This is a genomic window from Enterococcus sp. AZ149 (assembly GCF_051714285.1).
Lineage (GTDB): Bacteria > Bacillota > Bacilli > Lactobacillales > Enterococcaceae > Enterococcus_D > Enterococcus_D entomosocium.
The window spans coordinates 171274-191102 of the sequence record NZ_JBIORO010000001.1 but is presented as its reverse complement, the minus strand read 5'-3'; the positions used below and the strand labels follow the sequence as shown (position 1 = coordinate 191102).

Below are 19829 nucleotides of genomic sequence, written 5' to 3'. Positions count from 1 at the left end.
TGTATTAATCACAATACATATAATAGCACTTTCTATTTATTTATCAACGAAAAACACTTATTAATATCTGTACTATAAAAACGCAGTTTTTTAGAGAGCGTTTGCATCTGCTTCAGACTGCAGGTGTATGTCTTTTCATTTTTCCGACAAAAAAAGGAGTGGATCGCTCCACCCCATAAATCCTTTACTGTATCAGAACACCTCTAAAAAGAAGCTTCTTTTGTCGGTTTTTTATTCTGCTGGGATATTTTTTTCCGTCAGCCAACCGACAGCCAGTGTCATGGCAGCTCGTGCAGCTTGGGTCTGATCCATCGCATTGACCATCACAAAATCATGGATGATTCCTTGCAGACGTGCTTGGGTAACTTCCACGCCAGCTGCTCGTAAATGCTGCGCATAGCCTTCCCCTTCATCCCGCAAGACATCTGCTTCCCCCGTAATGATCAACGCTGGTGGCAGATCGGCTAACTCCTCTTTGGTCGCTCGTATAGGAGAAGCGGTAATTTGATTCCGCTGTGTTTCATCCGTCGTGTATTGATCCCAGAACCATTGCATCCCTTCTTTGGTCAGAAAATAGTTTTCGCCAAATGCTTCATACGAAGGCGTATCAAAGCGGGCATCTGTCACAGGATAGAACAATAATTGCTGTGCGATCGGAATGCCACCACGGGCTTTCGTTAACAAGGTCATAACAGTCGCCATGTTCCCACCTACGGAATCGCCAGCCACGGTCAAACGGGTAAGGTCTAAGCCTTTGACATCGACAAATCCCGGTAATTGCTGCAAGACCGCATAATTTTGTTCGATCGCCGTTGGGTATTTTGCTTCTGGCGAACGACTGTATTCAGGAAAAATGACGATCGAGTTGGTTCGTACCGCCAATTCACGGATCAATTTATCATGAGTTGCGGCACTGCCGAAGACCCAGCCAGCGCCATGGAGATAATAAATAACAGGGAGAATCGCATGATTTCCTTCGGGACGAACAAAACGAACATTGATGGCCCCCCACTCGCCTGTATCTACGGTCTGATCTTCTATCTCAACCGCCAGTTTATTGACGGGTGACTCTTGGACTTGTTCCAATAGTGCGCGCCCTTCTTCTGGCGGTAATTCATAGATCCGTGGGTGCGGTGCATTTGCCTCACTAAATTCAACGGCTGCTTTTTCCAACGAAATTCTATCTGTCATACGATTCTCTCCTTTTGTTTGAAATCGTTCGTGTTGATCTTAAGGGTACCACCAAGTCATTCTGATGCAAAGAATCTTGCTTTCTTCTGTTTCCAAGCATTTTGTTCGACAAAAAAGGTGGTTTTTGCACTCTTAACTGCCTTGCCTTCATGACCGATAACTGTAAGACACTCGCTGTGTAAACTTCCCAAAAAACTGAAAGGCGTAGGTAAGTACGTATGAAATTCACATTAGATGAAACACAAAATAACCGTCTGCTCGCTGCTATTTTTCAAGAACTCGCTGTCATAGTCTTTGATCCGCAAAAAGAAGTTGTTTTCGCCAATGCCAACATGACTGATATCCTAGGGTACAGCCAAGAAGAAATCATTGGCTTGCCGCATCGGACCTTTTGTTTTGACCATTATGCTGCCAGTACGGATTACCAAGCTTTTTGGAATCAACTGCTGTACTCAAAGCAACGGTTTCAAGACAAAATCATCCGAAAAAACAAACAAGGAGAAAAACTGATTTTAGAAGGGATCTACTTCCCCGTCCTCGATGAGCAGCAAGAAGTCGTCAACGTCGTCAAAATCGCTTTTGACATTACCCAAAGAGAACAAGCCTTAGCGGTCACTATCAAAAAAGTGCAAGAAAGTGCTGCTTCCCTGACACGACTTTCTGCCAACGGGCATCAGCAAGTCGATCATTTGTCAGAAAACTTGGCGCAAGTCAAACGGCTGTCTGATCAAAATCAAGCAACGACCCATGCCTTAGAAATGGATAGCCAACAGGTGACAGCGGTGCTGCATGACATCGACCGCATTGCACAACAAACCAAACTGCTATCCTTCAACGCTTCCATCGAAACAGCACGGATCGGCGAACAAGCAGCTGGCTTTCGGGTAGTTGCCGATGAAATGCAAAAATTAGCCGAACAGACCAAGCAGTTGACCCAAACCATTGCCGCAACCATGCAAGCCATCAACCAACAAGCCTTAGTCGTGTTAGATAGTACCGAGTCGACGACTATGAAAATCAGTGATTCGCAAAAAAGTCTCGCTGCCGTTTTGCATTCTTACGACACGCTGCGAACGACGGCCAGTCTTTTAAACGATGAAGCCGAGTATTTAACAGGGACCAACAATGCTGAGTTGGAAACCACATGAAGTGAAAGAGAGCGCCGCTGTTTGCGACGCTCTCTTTGTTTTTTTGACCAATAAATTGATTCCCTATTTGATTTCATCGATACTCAGCACTAGCCAGTCTCCCACTCTTGCAACAACTGCTGTAATTCTTGCAAAAATGATTGGGTCGCAAAGCCCAATGCTTGAAGAGGAACACGATATTCCTGTTGAATCACCAAAAAGCTACTAAACATTTTATGCTGGACCTCAAAACCGAGGTTTTTCCAAACACTCCAGGAAAAACTGACTATTCGTTTTTCTTTCTTTTCGTACGTGCACAAATACACTCGTTCAACGCCAAAAAGCAGTCCCGCATTCGCTTTCTTGCCAGTCATCTTTGACGTTAGCAACGCAAGAGGGGTCTCCGTTTCAGGCACTTGAAAACTAGCGAGGACTTGTCTTTGCCATTGCCTTGGTAGCACTTGTCTTTCTCCAGAAAAATAGAATAAAAAATTTTGTTTTTGAAAAAAGGCAGTCAAACGATTTTGCCGCTGGTTGCGCTGATGGATGGGCGCCCTTTGAATCGGAGACGCCTGGTTTCCTGACGTTGGTTTTGGCTGCTCTTGTCCAGCGAAAACGCCGGCTGTTGGTGCATTTCCCCTAAGAGCAGCAGACGACAAACTGATTTTCTTCAAGAGAGCAGCCAGCTGGGTCAGCGCAAGCTGTTTGTCCGTCAGGGGACTGGACTGGGCAATTTTGGCGTGGTCAAAGGGCAATTTGATGACCATTTTGCCGCGGCAATACAGACAGACTGCCGTGCCGACACCCCAGTTTACTTCTAGTTCCCCTAAACAATGGGGACATTGAATGGGAATGATATCCATGAGATCATCCTTTCGTTTTGATGCATCGATCAGAGCTATTCGTTGTAAAAATACGGATCGTATTCCAGCTGACAAACGCCAGCAGCATGACAAAAGACAAGCCGTAGAAGCCAAAATACCAAACCAATATTGCTAAGAAGAGAATCAATGCGAATTCATACGCCATATTTTCCAGACCACTGTAAAATACTGTCTTTCGGACGAGTTTCTTTTTTCGGGCTTCAAATGTCTGCAAAATAGCTATTTGATTTGCCTGTGGCTGACTGAGTGCTTGATTCAGATCCTTTTTAAACTTTTTATGTTCTTTAAAGAAGTTGATTTTTTGCGTAATCAAAAAAAATGAAACTACTAGCCAAATGACAAAAAGCACGATCGATGTGCCAATCAAACTAAAGGCAACGGCAGGCATTAAAAATCCACCAAAAATAAAATTTAAAAGGGTCCCTGAAATTATTCCGAATGAAAAAAAGGTATAGCAGAACTGCCATAGGACACTGCTGGTCTTCGAAAAACTTTTTTTCACTTGCACCAGCTGTTCACATTCAGGGAGCTGGGTTGGAAAAAGGCGTTCAGCATCGGTGCCATCAGCCACGAAAGAATAGGTTTGGTTTCCGTATTTGAATTCGCCAATGTAATAAGGAAAATACAGTTTTTCCGTATCACATTGTTTCGGAAAAAGAGTCAGTTGAACCTCATTGGCAACATCTGCTCCCACCAAATGGTCTTTGGCTTTTGCTTCAAAGACTTCCATTAGATGGGTATCAGCAAGTGCCGCTTCTCTGGAAATATCAAAGGGCAGCACCTGAACGCCTTGGCTAAGTGCCGAAAACTGCTGCATATCCGTGCAATAGGCGGCTCCTTTTTGAAGATGCAGCGGCAGCTTACCATTGATACTGTAATCCGCTTCTTTTTGGGTATCTGTAGGGAAATATTCATTGAAAATTGTTGTATTCCCGCTGTTATGTAAAGAAATGTCGGCAGTAATGCGCCCACTCCCCCTCTGCTGTTCCTCGTGGACATAGCTCCCTCTCACTTGAGCATCATAAGCAATTTGAAAATAATACATCGGGATAAATACACGTTTTAGATGAACCATCTCTAGCTCAAAAAAGATACTTTCCGAGATGGTGTCTTGCCATGCTAGTCTATTTTTCAACGCCGCTTCACATGCCTTTTCATCATAGGCAAACGGATAAAATCCTTCTTTGACGGTCCCTTGAATGCGTGACAACTCTTTCAGCGAGACGACTTGTTTTGTTTGTTCCTGGTTTTTTTGTTCCGGTTTGATCAACAGCTCATTTAAACAATACTGACAGACTGCTTTCCCTGAGTCCCAATCAACTTCTAGACGTCCCAGACAGCTGGGACATTGGATTTGGGTGATTTTCATTTTTTCTCCTTTTTTATGAATCGTTTTTTCTTTTCAACAAGATGGTTTATCAAAGAAACCGAAGAATGTTCCAAATAAGGGTAACGACCACGACCACATAAGCGAGCGTATCGAGCCATTCATAAAATCTTCTGATTCTTACAAGCTTCTTTCTACGCTTCTCGTAGTTTGCTAAAAAAGCTGTCCCAGCCGTTTTCTTACCTAATAATTCTCTTTGGCACTCATCTCTAAATTTTTGGGCTGTTTTGAGGTACTGTTCTTTTAGAAAGTGCAACACTATCCCCGATACTACCCAATAAACTGCAGTTGGCAGGGAACTCATGACAATCCCCCCTATGACAGCTCTGAACACTCTTCCTAGAGGGATCCATTCAGAAATGAATAGCGCCAAGATCATCAGGATCACACCTAACGTAAAAAAGAGTACGGAGGACCAGCCAAAAACCTTACGAGCTTTTGAAAAATTCGCAACCGTTTGATAGGTAGCTTGGCACTGTGGGATAATCGGCAGCTTCATTCGGTCAGGATCTTTGCCGTCGATCGCAAATTCAAAGGATTGCTCTTGGTACTTGAAGGTGCCCATATACAGGGGAAAGTAGAGCTTTTCTGTAGCACAGCTGATCAGGGAAAGATCTAGGTGCAGCTCTTTTAGCTGATCGGCAGATTTTTTCTTCTGGATCACCGCATTCGCATGGGCTCTCAATTCCGCTTGTTTTTCAGAACCAAAGAGCGCCTGCTCTTGCTCAATATCAAAGGGAAAAGCATGAATAGCATGTGCTGAGACTAGCTGTTGAAATTCCTTTTGATCGGTACTAAAGTGCGGTTTTCTTTTCATTTCATCGTTGACCTCGAAGCTCTGAGGAATTTCTTGCTCGATCACCTCCGAACTGCCGCATTGATAGAGTATGACCGTCTCATCTGGATGGTCGCCTCGCTTCTTTTCCCACGTGGTCGTATGCGAGCCGTCCCAAGCAATGGAATGGGTATCGTAGCCAAAGGCCCCCTCCCAGTGCATCGTATAGGTCACCTGAAATTCATAAATCGGAATAAAATATCGTTTTACCTCGCTGACTTCAAGATGAACGACAATGTCCTCAGGAACTGATTCCTGTTGGATCAGCCATTTTTTCAAGGCATTTGCTACCTCGTCTTCATTAAAGGTAAACGAATAAAACCCTTCTTTGACTTCTTGAAAAACTACGGGAGCTTGTTCATTCGAAGCTTCTTGCGTTTGTTTTGGTGGCGAATGTAGGACTGACTTAGTTAAGCAATACTGGCAGACTGCTTTTCCTGTCTCCCAGTCAACGGTTAACTGACCCAAGCAGCTGGGACATTGGATTTGTGTGATTTTCATTGCTTCTCCTTTTGCACATACTGATTTTCTTATCAATGAAGTGGCTTGGTTGCAAGTGAGGGGGAATATCTTTTTTAAGGTGTTAGTTGGGGGAAGCAGCGAAGGAAAGCTGCTTGTTTGCAGGTAGTTGCTCGCTCTCATCCGTTTGTTCGAAACATTTTTTCCAGTGATGAAGCAAACAAGTGTATTTGTACCAAGAGCTGTTTAACCAAAAAAACAACCGCAAACGAAAAAACAACCCTTTATATATCATTTTATAATAAAAAATATCTTAAATCTATTTAATATTGATAAAAATAATTGCTGATTTGCTAGTTGAGCTTCTTCCGTACGCTCAGCAACCCTTACTAGTCGGTTATTGATGGCGGATACGTTAGTAAAAATGTTATAATTAAAATATTCACAAGAAAGGAATTGGAAAGAGTTATGGGGATGTTTATTTTTGTTATTGGTTTTTTGACAATGGTTGTAAGCGGAATCTTTTTTGTTCTTAGTTTGATCAAGAAAAAGCCGCTTCGCAACAAAATCGTTATTTTTATGGGTGGTTTTCTCTTATTGATCGGCGGGGTATTATTGACTCCTGCAACAACACCGGAGCTTCACGTAGATGAAGCAGAACTGGTTACGAATGAGCAAGGTGAAGCAGCGATCACTGGGCAAACCAATCCAGAAGCGCAACTGACGATCAACGGGGTGGAGGTTTCACTGGCGGACGAAACATTTTCTTACACCGTGCAACTTGAAGATGAAGAGGAACAGGAATTTACCCTCCAAGCCTCAATGGGTGGAAGCACCAAAGAAGAAGTCGTCACCGTCAAACCTTCTCGCGCATTTCTAGCGAGTTTGCAAGCTGAAAAACAAGAACAAGCAGCACTGGAAAAAGCCGAGACGGCACTGGCGCTTGCCGAAACCCAGCCAAACCAAAAGAATTACGACGAAGCTGTGACGCTGATTCATGCTTTGAGTAAAACCTACGAAGATTTCGCTACCCGGCTAACCGTGGTGGAAGAACATCTTGCCATCGGCAAAGCCCTCGATACTGCTGAAGCTTCCCTTGAGCGCAGTGATTTCGATCAGGCAAAAGAATTAGTCGCACAAGCGGTTTTGAACAAGGAAACGTTTGAAAGTCGGTTATCCACTGTAGAAACCAAGATTTCTGAGAAAGAAGCAGAAGCCCTCGTTGCAGAAGCTGTCCAAGCGGTGGAAGCGGCAGAGGCAGAGCCGACAAAAGATGCCCTTGCTCGTGCAGAAGATGCTGTCGCTCGTCTCAAGATCCCCGATGAGGAATTAGCTACTCGAACGAAAACAGTGGCGCAAACGATCACTGCCAACGAACAAGCAGCCGCACAAGCTAAGGCGGAGGAAGAACGGCAGGCAGCCGCCGCTGTGCCAGAACAAAGCCAGCCAGCCGCTGCTAGCAATCAAGCCCAAACATCAGTCCTTGTTACACCAACGGGTTCCAAGTACCATACGAGAAAATGCGGCAACGGTACCTACACGCCTGCAACTTTAGCAGAAGCGCAAAGCCGCGGACTTACTCCTTGTGCAAAATGTTTTCCGTAATAGTCACTAAATTTTGCAACGAAAAAAGACAAACCTCATTTTTGTCTAAGGTTTGTCTACAGTCTGAAGCGGTTGTCTCGTCGGAGGCAGCCGTTTTTTTCACTTGCTAATTTTCCTCATAAGAAAACTCGTACTCGTTTTGTTCGTCATCGATCAGACGCTTGTCATTGTTGTCCGCCATTTTGAATACTTTCTCAAAATCATCGCCAGTCATGCGCACTTCCTTTTTCTCTTGATCAATGATCACTTGGGCATTTGTCACTTCAAAGGTGAGCATAGTGCCGATGTCTGCCACAGTCAGTGCTTTGCTTTTGGGGAACTCTGCTTGTAGTGTTTCGTTGATCTGCGCTAATTGCGTCTCTTGTTCTTCTACCAAGTCCGCAGGTTCCTGATTCGGATCGACCAAAAAACTCAGCGTTTTATTGACGGTGAGCTTTCCATCTTCCAAAACGTACAAGGCATTTTGTTGATGACTGTTGCTATTGGTCAATACTTGATTTGCAGCTGCAGAGTCAACCCCTGAGCGGCTGCAGCTTGCCAAAAAAAATAGCACCGCCAAACAAACGGTAGCAAACATTCTTCTACCTAACTTGCTTTTCGTTTTCATTTTTCCCCTCCTCGTTTTCCATAAGTTTCCTTCTTTCATGATTTTTCGAAAACCCGTGGGTTTGTGTTTCCTGTCAAATTGAGTTATTTTCAGTATAGCATAAACAATTTGCTTTTATAGCTTTTTTTTATAGTGAGATTAATTTCACGCACAAAAAAACCAACCTTGTCGAGACAAGATCGGCTTTCTTTAGGATTGATTCGTTGAGATCTTTGAACGTTCTCGCTGGGATATGATCGCTGCCTATTGTCCAATTAGTCCGACAACAAGCCCTAAAACGATCACTCCTAGAAACCCATTCACAAGGTGCAGCCCAACTAATTTACGGGACTGTCCCGAGTAAACAGCCATCACGAAGGTGGCGACCCCATACACCCCTAGCCACAATAAGCAAGCGACTTGCAAGGAGGTCATCAGCCAACCATCATGATCGAATGTGGCAAACCAATAGACGACTTGATAGGTCGCTGCCGATAAGAGAATCCCACCAACAATCGTGCCGCCAAAGGTAAAGAGCATGTCACCGGTCGTCATCTGCTGACCGTCCATCTTCTCTGCCATTCCTGATTCTTTCGCCCAAAACTTGCCCCACTTATGCATCGGGTTGTAAAGCAGACTTTCCACCACAACCCAGCTGAGGGTGCCGAAAATCAATGTCCAAAAATTAACCATTTTCGTATTCTCCTTTACTTTATTTTTAGCCATGTTCCTGAGAAGCGAAAAAATAGCCAAGCGGGCTGTTCCTTCTCCATCAGTTTATGCCTTAAGGGAGGGTTCTTCAACTTTTTCCACTGGTGTCCCCTATTTTTCGATGGTTCCAATAAAAACTAAGAAAAATGATCGTATACAGCAATGCGGTGAAACCTGTAACCGCTAATGGGTTAGTGATCAAGATTCCGGCAAACAGCAAAAGCAACGCAAGGATCGCCCCACCCAAAAAAATCGTATAGCCCATTTTCTTCTGCTTGCGTACCAAAACAAACGCCGCCACACTGATCAACAACCAAATCAGTAATACAGTATACGACAGGGAGCCTGCCAGATAATTGAAGAGTTTGTCGCCTAAAAAGTAAGAAAGAACGACTCCAAGATATAAAGTACCGCTGCAAAACATGATCGCTCGTTGGGGCACGCTGTTTTTATTCAGCATCGTGAAGCGGCTTTTTTTCTGGCCATTGTTGCTTAACCGGAAAAACAACGTTCTTGAAGAAGCATAGACCCCAGAATTGATGGAGGAAAACAAGGCCAAAATGATCACTAAATTAACGATGTCGGAAGCAAAAGGCACATGGATTTTTTGAAACACCATTACAAAGGGACTGACATTTGGATCTGCTAATTGATTCCACGGATAAATGATCAGTAAAAGAAACATGGGAATGATGTAAAAAGCGGCAATCCGAGTCATTACTCCTTTGATTGCTTGAGGGATCGCTTTTTTTGGATTTTCTGCTTCACTAATCGTGATGGCTACTAACTCAGAACCGCCATACGAATAGATTACGACCAATAAAGAATTGATAAATCCTTTGAGACCGTGAGGGGCAAAACCACCATAGTCTGTCATTTGTCTCATCGTCGGTAAAAAGCCCAGATCAAAGACTTGCGTGGCAACCAGATAGAGACCCACCAAGATCAGCACAATCACCACACTGATTTTGGCCCACGAAAGCCAGTATTCCGTTTCTGCAAACAAGCGGACCGAAAACAAATTGATGATGGTCGTGAGTAGTGCCAAAATCAAAACAAAGATCCAAGCTGGAATATTGGGAAACCACAGCTGCAAAAAGCTTGCGGCAGCAACTGCTTCGGCGATGATGTTGATCATCCACATTGACCAGTAGATCCAATCAATGAAATCAGCTGTATGCAAGCCAAGATACGGCTGGACTAAGCCCGAAAGGCCATGTTGTTTTTGGTCAGATAAAACCAACTGTCCCAGTCCTGTCATGACGACAAATAAGATCAGCCCACAAAAAATAAACGCTAGCAAGACCGCAGGCCCCGCTAACTGGATCGCTTCCCCACTGCCTTTGAATAGGCCGGCACCGATTGCGCCACCTAGTGCCAACATAGTGATGTGTCTGGTTTTCATCTGTTTTTTTAATTGATTTTTTTCTGTCATACGTTCCTCCTCGAAAACCGTTGATCCTTCATACACAGTGATTCTCTCACTGTTGCTATTTTTAATTATATGAATGATTTTTTTTAACTACCTCATAGAGAATACCAGACGTTTCTGCTATTGCAACTAAGAATTGAAAAAATTATCTATTTTTTCTGAAAATTCTATCATCCTCTAATCTTTTTCACCCAAATCAAATCTTGGCGAACTTTTCTTTAGGTGAAGGTACTAAAAAAAGCCATCTCCCAACTTGTGGGAAATGACTTTCTGTCCGTTTCTTCAAGCAGGCTCGATGATCAATGGGTCGTAACCAACTCGTCTTTGATAGCGTCAGGGAGATCCTGCTCGGTCACCTCTTGATACGACTCCACATGTTTGCCCTTTGCATCAAGCTCTAGGTAGGCATTTTCTTTTAATTTTTGTGGTGCCCAAAACGTGATTTTTATTTTTTGTCCATCTTCATTGATTCCTTCTTGCGTATATTCATAGGCATCATGTTCTTGCGGCACGCCATACTCATTGGATGTTTTGACATAAACCTTTTTCTCCGGTACGAAAGGATTGAAACGATCCACCAGCTGAACCAGTTCGCTGGAATCATCTTTCGTAAAATAAGACCATGTAACCAATGTGACGGTCCCGATCGTTAACACGAGCAGGATCATACTAATTGCTTTTTTCAAGTGATTGTCCTCCGTTTTTTCTATCTACCTTCAGTATAAAAAAACAAGCGATAAATATAATCAAACTTAAGACGTATTTTTCCGTCGGTCATTGTGACTAAGGTATCAATAGAATATTTTCTGCTTTTTCCACCTAAATGTATAGACAAACAACTAAGTTACTCCTACAAAAACGTCCCTTCTCACAGGAAGACCAGACTGTTTAATAAGTATCGTGATTTTTCATTCTTTGTAGTAAACTAAACTGCAACAACTTACTTTTAAATACTCATGATTGAAAACTATAGAAAACCGAGGTGTCCCATGCTAGAAATCAAACTGATCGATCAAGAACACCAAGCTGATATCCGCTTGAAAAACGAACCCTTCTCCTTATGGGGGAAAATGCTGCCGTCTTATAATGAGGGCAACTGGCAGTACACGATCTGTAAATTTGCACCTGAAGACATTCAGACGATGCGTTTCCCAGATGAAAATTATTGCTATGATGAAATGAGCCGAAACAGTCTGTTTATCGGTGCTTATGATGATGGAAAATGCATTGGCTTAGCGATCGTTCAAGACGCTTTTTTCAAGTATCTGTACCTCTATGACTTAAAGGTCAACACAGACTACCGCAAGCAAGGAATCGGTCAACTGTTGATCCAACAGGCACTGAAAGCGGCCCTTGCCAAAGACTATCGCGGCATCTATACACAAGCGCAGGACAACAATCCTTCTGCCTGTCTGTTTTACTTGCGAGCAGGCTTTCGTATCGGAGGCCTGGATACGGAGGTGTACAAAGGAACCAATCAGGAAGGCAAAAGTGACATTTTGTTTTATTTGGATGCAGCGGAAACGGCTGTCAAAAAATAGCTGAAAAAAGAAAAAAATTCCTCCTGCCAGATGGTACACTTAAGGCAACAATGTTTTGAAAGGTGAGGAAGAAGAATGTACGTAGGATTTGATATTGGCGGAACAAGTATTAAATATGGGGTTTTAGATGAAACCGGAGTGATCCTTGAAAAATCAGCGATCCCCACTAGCTATGAGCCAGCCCAGTTTTATCAGGATCTACTCACGATCATCGAAGATGCCCAGAGCCGCCACACGATTGATGGCATTGGGATCAGTGCCCCAGGGATCGTTCAAAAAGACGGGTTTATGTTAACGGCTGGAGCCATCAAATCGTTATATGGTGAAAATTTTAAAGCAGTCTTGGAAGCGCGTACAGGATTGCCGGTGGCGGTGGAAAATGATGCCAATGCAGCAGCGATTGCTGAAAAATGGATCGGGAATGCGCAAGAGGTAGCCAACTATTTGTGTCTTGTCCTAGGCACTGGTGTAGGCGGTGGGATCGTGATCAATAATCAAGTCTACCGAGGTGCTCATGGCATGGCTGGTGAATTTGGCTGGATGGTGATTGATCAGCTGCCAGAAGAAGGCAATATCGAGGAAAGTTCCATCAATAAAAAAACTGCCGTCGTGGGCGGCTTGATTCGCCTCTACAATTTATCTGGCGCAGCAGTTCCTGGCTTTGAACCCACCCAAGACGCCAAAGAGATTTTTGACCGCGCGCAGCAAGGCGAAGCGTTGGCGCTGAAGCTGACGGACCAATTTCTAACGGATTTATCTGTAGGACTGATCAATTTGATTAGCTGTTTTGACCCAGAATTGGTATTGATCGGCGGCGGTATCAGCGCCAATCCTTATTTCTGGGAACGCCTGCAGGCTCGCTTGACGATCACGGAAACACGGCATGAAGCGATTAATTATTTGCGCGGACAAACCATCGCGCCTGTTCGTCCAGCGAAGCTAAAAAACGATGCCGGCTTGATCGGCGCAGTCTATCAGATCCACCAACAGCTGCACCGTTAAAAGTTCGGATATGCTATACTGGTGTAAATTGATTATCTAGGACAGCGAGGAACCAGCATGGCGCTTTTTGAACAATTAAACTTGAACAAGCTCTCTGCGGTAGAACAAGAAATCTACCGTTTTATCGTCAATCACTTAGAAAAGATCCCGTATATGCGTGTGCGCGACATTGCCGATGATGCTCATGTCTCTTCGACTTCGGTCTTTCGTTTTATTCAAAAAGTCGGCTTTCAGTCGTTTCCAGAATTTCGCTTCTATATCAAAAATCATTTAGAAAAAGCCCATTTTGACGCGCATCCTGAACACTTAGGTTTAGAAGCGCGCATCAAAGGCTTGAATATGCAGATCTTCCACCCTGATGCGGAATACCAAATACGAAAACTTGCCGAAGCGATGCGGGATGCCGATTTGATCTTATTTATGGGGATGGGGGCATCCGGTGCGATCGCGCAATACGTTGCCCGCAAGCTAGCCAGTCTCGGTTACTTTAGTATCAGCATTGATGAGCTGACCTACCCAATCAAAAGCTTTTTGCGAAAAGATCAAAAAAATGTTTTGGTTTTTCTGAGTGTCTCTGGTGAAACCAAAGAACTGATCGAAGTCATTACCGGTTTAGACAATCAAGCGATCGTGCAGAAATACTGCATTACCCCTAATCGGGAAAGTACGTTGGCACGCCTGTGCGATTATTCGATCGAGTATGCGATCAAAGAGGAACGCAAAGACATCTTTCTTGATTTGACTAGTCAATTGCCTTCAGTAGCGATTTTAGAAACACTGATCGGCTATTTACAAGATTATCGTTCCAACCCTTGATGGTTCAGTTTACTGAACCATCTTTTTTTGTAACACTGTGTTCCGGATGCGGAATTTTTTTCATTTCTTGAGAGATATGTACGGAATCCGTATCCGCTTACTTTTAGCCGCTTTCATTCGCTATAATGATGGCATCAATTAAGGAAAGGTGTTATTATTATGCAAAAATTCAATGACCTGTTAGACCGCTCGTTGGTACCAATCGCAACAAAGTTGAACAATCAACGCCACGTAGCAGCGATCCGGGATGCATTCATGCTGATTTTCCCACTGACCATCGCTTCTTCTCTCGTTATTTTGGTCAACAATATTTTATTTTCCAATGAAAGTTTCATCGTGCAATTATTTCAACTGAATCGACTTTTCCCGAATCTGGAAAGCGCCCAGCAAGTCCTAGCTTCCGTGGCGAACGGGACCATCAACATCATGAGTTTATTCATTGCGTTTCTTGTTGCCCAACTTTTAGCCAAGCATTTCCAAGCAGATGCTACGTTAGTTGGTTTGACAAGTGTCGCTGCCTTTATGATCTTGTACCCGACCTCGTTTGCAGTAGATGATGTCAATGTGATCTCTACACAATATTTAGGCGCCCAAGGGTTGTTCGTAGCTATGATCGTGGCTTGTTTGGTCGGTGAATTCTTACCCAAGCTTTTCAAGGTCAAACGATTGCAGATCAAAATGCCTGAAATGGTACCACCAGCTGTTTCCCGTTCCTTTTCTGGCATGATTCCGATCGTGATCATCGTGGCAGTCACTGCTTTGATCAATTTCTTAGTTTTAATGATTGCACCGGAAGGCATCAATGAACTGATTTACAACGGGATCCAAAGTCCATTGCGGGATCTGGGGGGCAATGTCGTCGGTGTCTTGATCTTGGCATTCTTGCAAACCACGTTGTTTGCGATCGGGATCCATGGACCAAACACATTGAATGCGGTTCGTTCAGCGATTTTTACCGAACAAGATCTAGCTAACCTAGACTTTATCAACCAGGGCGGCTCCTTGTGGGACGTTCCTTACAAAGAAACCTGGGGCGTTTTAAATGATATGTTCGCAAATATGGGCGGAACTGGTATGACATTGGGCTTGATCATTGCGATCTTCATCGCTTCAAAACGTCCAGAACAACGTGAGATCGCTAAGATGTCCTTAGTTCCAGGAATTTTCCAAATCAATGAACCGATGATCTTCGGTCTACCGATCGTCTTGAATCCAATCATGATCATTCCGTTTATTTTGACACCAATGGTCAATATTTTGGTGGGTTATTTTGTCACTGTTGTCTGGCCGATCATGCCGACCCCAGCGATTGGGGTACCATGGACGACCCCAGGAATCATTAATCTCTTTTTAGGAACTGGAGGAAATGCGATCGCTGCGGTTGTCGGTGTCGTTTGTCTTGCGATTTCGGTCTTGATCTATTTGCCTTTCGTGATCGCCTCTAACCGTTCCCAGAAAGTAGAATTATAAGCAAACGAATGAGTCGAGGAGGAATGAAATTTATGTCCGCAAAAATGCCGAAAGATTTTTTATGGGGCGGCGCGATCGCTGCCCATCAAGCGGAAGGCGCTTGGAATGTTGCTGGCCGTGGAATGAGTACCGCCGATGTCATGACGGCCGGTGGCAACGGTATTCCCCGTAAAATCACCAAAGGAGTCATTGAAGGGGAATATTACCCGAACCATGAAGCCATTGACTTTTATCACCGTTACAAAGAAGATATCCAGTTATTCAAAGAACTGGGCTTGAAATGTCTACGCACATCGATTTCTTGGAGCCGGATCTATCCAACTGGAACAGAAGAAGAACCAAATGAAGCCGGTCTCCAATACTACGATGATCTTTTCGACGAATTGCAGGCAAATGGCATCGAACCCGTCATCACTTTGTCTCACTTTGAAATGCCTTATGCCCTCTATGAAGAATTTGGTGGGTTTGCTAACAAAGAAGTGATTCCCCTCTTTGTCAAATTCGCTAAGACTGTTTTTCAACGGTATCATGACAAAGTGACGTATTGGATGACTTTCAATGAGATCAATAATCAAGCAGATGGGCAAGAGCCGCTGCACGTTTGGACCAATTCTGCCATGATCATCGAGGATGACAGTCAAAAAGAAGCACTCGTCTTTCAAGCGGGCGTCAATGAGTTGATTGCCAGCGCGGCAGCCGTGATCGAAGGCAAAAAAATCAATCCAGAGTTTCAGATTGGTTGTATGATGGCCTATGTCCCGGTCTACCCCTACTCTTGTGCGCCAGCTGATTTGATGGCATCCGTCAAAGCCAATGAACGGCGCTATTTTTACAGCGACGTCCACGTACGAGGCAAGATCCCAACCTATGTGCAAAAATATTGGGCAAAAAAAGGCATCACGATTGAGATCACGCCCGAGGAACAAGCGCTATTAAAAGCAGGAACCGTTGATTATATTGGGTTCAGCTATTACATGTCAGGAACGATCTCAACCCTTGATGAAGTGGCTGGCACACCAACTGAGGATATCCCGGGAGCAAAAATCGTGAGTAATCCTTATATCAGTGCTTCTGATTGGGGCTGGCCTATCGATCCAGTCGGGTTGCGCTATGTGTTAAATACGATCTATCAACGCTATGACTTGCCGCTATTTATCGTAGAAAATGGCTTTGGTGCTTACGATCAATTAACCGATGAACAGCAAGTCCATGATGACTACCGCATCACTTACCTGAAAGAGCATATCGAACAGATGGAAAAAGCGGTGGTTGAAGATGGTGTACCGCTATTAGGTTATACGCCTTGGGGGATCATTGATATCGTCAGCTTCGGCAGCGGCGAAATGGAGAAACGCTATGGCATGATCTATGTCGACAAAGACAATACCGGCAAAGGAACCTTGAATCGTTTGAAAAAAGATTCCTTTGCGTGGTACCAGCAAGTAATCGCCTCTAATGGTGAAACGCTCTAATTACTGCTTCCATGACTAACACAAAAACCGCCCCCTCGTTTCGCCATCCTCCTTTTTACATTAGGAGCCTGGCAACGAGGGGGCGGTTTTCTTATTAAAGAGGTGCGCCATTGCGAGGATGCTTTTCTTATCATCACTAAACACTACCTCGATGCTGTGGTACACTATAGCTATTCATTTACTTTTACGTTAAGGAGGAACTGCATGAAGCCGATATTTCGTCCGATCCAATCTCAAGATGATGCGCCATTAGCTGCTATCATTCGCAAAAGCTTGACCGACCACCAGTTGGCGGTTCCAGGAACTGCCTATTTTGATCCCGAGTTAGACCACTTAAGTGAATTTTATGCAGCAGATCCTGCTAGCCGCCATTATTTTGTCGTCACCGATGAATCGGGTATCCTTTTAGGCGGCGGTGGTCTTGCCACTTATGATTCAGAAGGGCAAATCGCCGAGCTGCAAAAATTTTATCTCAGTGATGCCGCCAAAGGGCAGCGCCTCAGCTATCCCCTGCTGGCGAAGATCGAGGCCAAAGCTTTTGAACTAGGCTATCGGCAACTCTATTTAGAATCCCATCATTCTTTAGAAGCTGCCTTGCATGTCTATCAAAAAGCCGGCTATCGCGCATTGTCCCAGCCACTATTGGCGGCACAGCATACCACGATGGATCGCTTTTATGTGAAAACACTCGTTGAAGAAAACGAATAGAAAAGCAGCCATTCCTTGATCGCTAGGAATGGCTGCTTTTCCGTTATCCTTGTCCATAATAAGCATGTTCGCCATGCTTGCGGAAATAATGTTTATCCAGCAAATAATCAGCGATCGGTGTTCGATCCAAGGTCAAAGCTTCGGTACCTAGTGCCATTTCTGCAACCTCTTCTAAAACAATACTATTGCTGACCGCTTGTTCCGCAGATTGCCCCCAAGTAAAGGGACCGTGTCCCGCTGTGAGGACAGCTGGGCATGCAAGCGGATCTAATCCCCGCTTTTCAAACGTCTCGACAATGACTTTGCCGGTTTCTTTTTCATAGTCTGCCGTTACCTCAGAGGCCCGTAATGGTCGTGTACAAGGGACACTACCATAAAAAGTATCCGCATGCGTCGTTCCATATGCAGGAATGTCTCGCTGTGCTTGTGCCCATTTTACCGCATTTGTCGAATGCGTATGGACGATCGCCTTGACGCCTTCGAAGTGCTTATACAATAGCGCATGGGTTTTGATATCCGAGGAAGGCTTCAACGTCTTCGCCTCTTTCGGTGTTCCCGTTAAGTCGCAAACCACCATTGAATCAACCGTCATCGTCTGATAATCAACACCACTTGGTTTAATGACGATAATCCCTAAATCTCGATCAATCTCACTGACATTTCCCCAAGTCAGCTTTACTAGCCCTTCCTCAGGCAGTCTCTTATTGGCTTGATAAACTCGCTCTTTCATCAATTGAAGCTGATTGATCAAGGTAACCGACCTCCTTTAGTTTTGGTAATAAAAATGCTTTGGCTTGTTCAATCTCCCCAATCGGGTCAGCGCTCGTCTCACTCCACATCTCGATGACAAAAGAACCGTTATAATTCAACCGCTTCAGCGTGCGTAAGCAGCCATCAAAATCAACACACCCAGTGCCAAACGGTACTTCTTTAAACTTTCCTCGAAACTTATCTGAGACCGCCAATGTATCTTTCAAATGAATCTGGGTAATCTCGCAAATGCCTTTTTCTAATTCATAACCGACATCATTTTCTGGCCAGGCCGACAGGTTCCCGACATCTGGATAGACTTGTAGATAGGGCGAAGGGATCTGCTCCTTGATCCGTAAATACTTTGAGATAGAATTCAGAAACGGATCATCCATGATCTCTAGTGACAAAACGACCCCCTTTTCAGACGCCCTGGCGACGGCTTCTTTTAGATTGGCAATGAACCATTCTCGGCTACAAAGACTTTTTTCCTCATAATACACATCGTATCCGGCTAATTGGATGCAGCGAATACCCAAATCTGAAGCCAAGTCGATGGCTTTTTCCATCAGATGCATCGCGTGCTTGCGCTTTTTTTCATCGATCGAACCAAAGGGAAACCGCCGATGTCCACTGAGACATAAAGACAAGATTTTGATCCCCGAGTCATAGATTGCCTCGACGATCTCTTTGCGCTGTGCTTGGTTCCACTCTAGGCGTGCCAAGCGTTCATCGGATTCATCGATGGACATTTCAATGAAGTCGAAACCTCGGTCTTTGACAAACTGCAATCGTTCCGGCCAAGAAAGGGCTTTGGGTGTTGCTTTTTCATATAGACCGATCAAACTCATAGAAAACTACCCCCAAATCCGTAAAATCTCTTGCTTGAAATCAACTGCTGCTTGTTGCGGATCGTCAGCGGCAGTGATGCCTCGTCCTGTGATAAAGGTATACACATCAATGCCGGCAAACAGAGCCAACGTCCCGACGCTCAATCCTCCCGTGACTGACACTCGAAACCCCATATCGATCAATTTACGGACTTTCGTTAAATCTTTTTCTCCCCATGTTTCACCAGCTAACAATGCGTCACGACTTTGATGATAGATGGCTTGTGAGATGCCGGCATCTAGCCACTGCTGTGCTTGCTGGTAGGTCCAGTCACCATATAATTCTACTTGGATCTCAGCAATTTCTTTTGCTGCTGCCTTCATTGTTGGGATCGTTGCTGCACAAATCACGGTCATATAATCCGCGCCAGCTTGCTGGCAGTTTTTGGCGACCGTCCCACCGGCATCGGCACATTTTGTGTCTGCTACGATCAACTTCTCCGGATACATTGCTCGGAAACAGCGTAATACCTGTTCTCCTTCTTGCAACAATAAAATAGTCCCTGCTTCAATAATATCAACCACATCGCCGACTTTTTTGATATCTGCCAGTGCACTAGCTAAATCGGAGTGATCGCAAGCAATCTGTAGTTTTGGTATGCTCATGAAATTCCCCTCTCTTTTGTTTGACCAACCTTTTTGTTTTGCCACATCCTGTTACGCTGACTACTCCTTTGAAAGACCCGCTTCTCTGACCCGCTCAATGATTTCTTTTGGAGACATCACATTTCTGACCCCGATCACTGTTACGCCCTTTTCTTTTGCTTTATCGAACATATTGACAAAGTTCATTGGCGTAAAGACCACATCGTAATTCTTGGCGGTGCTTTTGCCTTCAGAAATCGCGCAGTGGTGGATAGAGGTGATTGTGATCCCTTCAGACTTCAAAGCTTTTTCAACACTCCGCATCATCATCAAACTTGTTCCTGATCCATTTGCACAAGATACTAATACTCTCATCTT

20 protein-coding genes are annotated in these 19829 nt (G+C 44.3%); 8 read left to right on the top strand and 12 right to left on the bottom strand.

Annotated features, from left to right (window positions below):
- Nucleotides 1-231: 231 nt before the first annotated feature.
- Entirely contained in the window at nt 232-1191 is a 960-nt protein-coding gene (locus IGI94_RS00890; protein WP_438899305.1) for an alpha/beta hydrolase, read from the bottom strand.
- Nucleotides 1192-1409: 218 nt separating this feature from the next.
- On the opposite strand from IGI94_RS00890, the gene IGI94_RS00885 reads away from it, so the two are divergent.
- Complete coding sequence (locus IGI94_RS00885) at nt 1410-2339, top strand: methyl-accepting chemotaxis protein (RefSeq protein ID WP_430599796.1); 930 nt, start codon at nt 1410-1412, stop codon at nt 2337-2339.
- 89 nt (nt 2340-2428) lie between these two features.
- Here IGI94_RS00885 and IGI94_RS00880 read toward each other — a convergent pair whose 3' ends face one another.
- The 3 genes from IGI94_RS00880 to IGI94_RS00870 are packed head-to-tail and all read right to left on the bottom strand — an operon-like array spanning nt 2429 to nt 5925.
- Nucleotides 2429-3181 (bottom strand): hypothetical protein, encoded by a 753-nt coding sequence (locus IGI94_RS00880; protein ID WP_430599795.1) that lies wholly within the window; start codon nt 3179-3181, stop codon nt 2429-2431.
- Nucleotides 3182-3185: 4 nt separating this feature from the next.
- Nucleotides 3186-4571: a hypothetical protein gene (locus IGI94_RS00875; RefSeq protein WP_430599794.1), complete on the bottom strand. Its 1386-nt coding sequence runs from the start codon at nt 4569-4571 to the stop codon at nt 3186-3188.
- Between the two features lie 49 nt (nt 4572-4620).
- A complete protein-coding gene (locus IGI94_RS00870) occupies nt 4621-5925 on the bottom strand; it encodes a hypothetical protein (protein ID WP_438899304.1) in 1305 nt (434 codons plus the stop codon).
- A 426-nt stretch (nt 5926-6351) separates the two neighbouring features.
- Here IGI94_RS00870 and IGI94_RS00865 point away from each other — a divergent pair, with 426 nt between their 5' ends.
- Nucleotides 6352-7488, top strand: coding sequence for a serine protease (locus tag IGI94_RS00865; RefSeq protein ID WP_430599792.1), 1137 nt, complete (start codon nt 6352-6354; stop codon nt 7486-7488).
- A gap of 106 nt (nt 7489-7594) precedes the next feature.
- Here the strand turns inward: IGI94_RS00865 and IGI94_RS00860 are convergent, their stop codons facing one another.
- From IGI94_RS00860 to IGI94_RS00845, 4 genes are all read right to left on the bottom strand, one after another.
- Nucleotides 7595-8095 (bottom strand): hypothetical protein, encoded by a 501-nt coding sequence (locus IGI94_RS00860; RefSeq protein ID WP_420680824.1) that lies wholly within the window; start codon nt 8093-8095, stop codon nt 7595-7597.
- A gap of 243 nt (nt 8096-8338) precedes the next feature.
- Nucleotides 8339-8767 (bottom strand): DUF1761 domain-containing protein, encoded by a 429-nt coding sequence (locus tag IGI94_RS00855; RefSeq protein WP_008376507.1) that lies wholly within the window; start codon nt 8765-8767, stop codon nt 8339-8341.
- Nucleotides 8768-8873: 106 nt separating this feature from the next.
- Nucleotides 8874-10220 (bottom strand): amino acid permease, encoded by a 1347-nt coding sequence (locus tag IGI94_RS00850; protein WP_008376509.1) that lies wholly within the window; start codon nt 10218-10220, stop codon nt 8874-8876.
- A 296-nt stretch (nt 10221-10516) separates the two neighbouring features.
- Nucleotides 10517-10885, bottom strand: a complete 369-nt coding sequence (locus IGI94_RS00845; RefSeq protein WP_016611572.1) for a YxeA family protein — start codon at nt 10883-10885, stop codon at nt 10517-10519.
- Nucleotides 10886-11206: 321 nt separating this feature from the next.
- Between IGI94_RS00845 and IGI94_RS00840 the strand changes: the two genes are divergently transcribed.
- From IGI94_RS00840 to IGI94_RS00815, 6 genes are all read left to right on the top strand, one after another.
- The gene (locus IGI94_RS00840; protein ID WP_005232691.1) at nt 11207-11758 is read left to right on the top strand and encodes a GNAT family N-acetyltransferase; all 552 of its coding nucleotides are present in this window, start codon (nt 11207-11209) and stop codon (nt 11756-11758) included.
- Between the two features lie 75 nt (nt 11759-11833).
- On the top strand, nt 11834-12760 hold the full coding sequence (locus IGI94_RS00835) for an ROK family protein (RefSeq protein ID WP_005232693.1): 927 nt from the start codon (nt 11834-11836) through the stop codon (nt 12758-12760).
- 57 nt (nt 12761-12817) lie between these two features.
- On the top strand, nt 12818-13576 hold the full coding sequence (locus IGI94_RS00830) for a MurR/RpiR family transcriptional regulator (RefSeq protein ID WP_005232695.1): 759 nt from the start codon (nt 12818-12820) through the stop codon (nt 13574-13576).
- A 159-nt stretch (nt 13577-13735) separates the two neighbouring features.
- On the top strand, nt 13736-15046 hold the full coding sequence (locus tag IGI94_RS00825; RefSeq protein ID WP_008376519.1) for a PTS sugar transporter subunit IIC: 1311 nt from the start codon (nt 13736-13738) through the stop codon (nt 15044-15046).
- Nucleotides 15047-15078: 32 nt separating this feature from the next.
- Nucleotides 15079-16518, top strand: coding sequence for a 6-phospho-beta-glucosidase (locus IGI94_RS00820; RefSeq protein ID WP_008376521.1), 1440 nt, complete (start codon nt 15079-15081; stop codon nt 16516-16518).
- A 204-nt stretch (nt 16519-16722) separates the two neighbouring features.
- The gene (locus tag IGI94_RS00815; protein WP_086316755.1) at nt 16723-17226 is read left to right on the top strand and encodes a GNAT family N-acetyltransferase; all 504 of its coding nucleotides are present in this window, start codon (nt 16723-16725) and stop codon (nt 17224-17226) included.
- Nucleotides 17227-17269: 43 nt separating this feature from the next.
- On the opposite strand, the gene araD is transcribed toward IGI94_RS00815, so the two are convergent.
- The 4 genes from araD to IGI94_RS00795 are packed head-to-tail and all read right to left on the bottom strand — an operon-like array spanning nt 17270 to nt 19826.
- Nucleotides 17270-17956 carry an L-ribulose-5-phosphate 4-epimerase AraD gene (gene araD, locus IGI94_RS00810; RefSeq protein ID WP_035006426.1) on the bottom strand — a complete coding sequence of 229 codons (687 nt, stop codon included), beginning with the start codon at nt 17954-17956 and terminating at the stop codon, nt 17270-17272.
- Nucleotides 17928-18827 carry an L-ribulose-5-phosphate 3-epimerase gene (locus IGI94_RS00805; RefSeq protein WP_429961668.1) on the bottom strand — a complete coding sequence of 300 codons (900 nt, stop codon included), beginning with the start codon at nt 18825-18827 and terminating at the stop codon, nt 17928-17930. Before IGI94_RS00805 ends, araD begins: the two co-directional genes overlap by 29 nt.
- Before the next feature lie 6 nt (nt 18828-18833).
- Nucleotides 18834-19472: a 3-keto-L-gulonate-6-phosphate decarboxylase UlaD gene (locus IGI94_RS00800; protein ID WP_438899303.1), complete on the bottom strand. Its 639-nt coding sequence runs from the start codon at nt 19470-19472 to the stop codon at nt 18834-18836.
- A gap of 60 nt (nt 19473-19532) precedes the next feature.
- Nucleotides 19533-19826 carry a PTS sugar transporter subunit IIB gene (locus IGI94_RS00795; protein WP_008376531.1) on the bottom strand — a complete coding sequence of 98 codons (294 nt, stop codon included), beginning with the start codon at nt 19824-19826 and terminating at the stop codon, nt 19533-19535.
- Between the last annotated feature and the right edge of the window lie 3 nt (nt 19827-19829).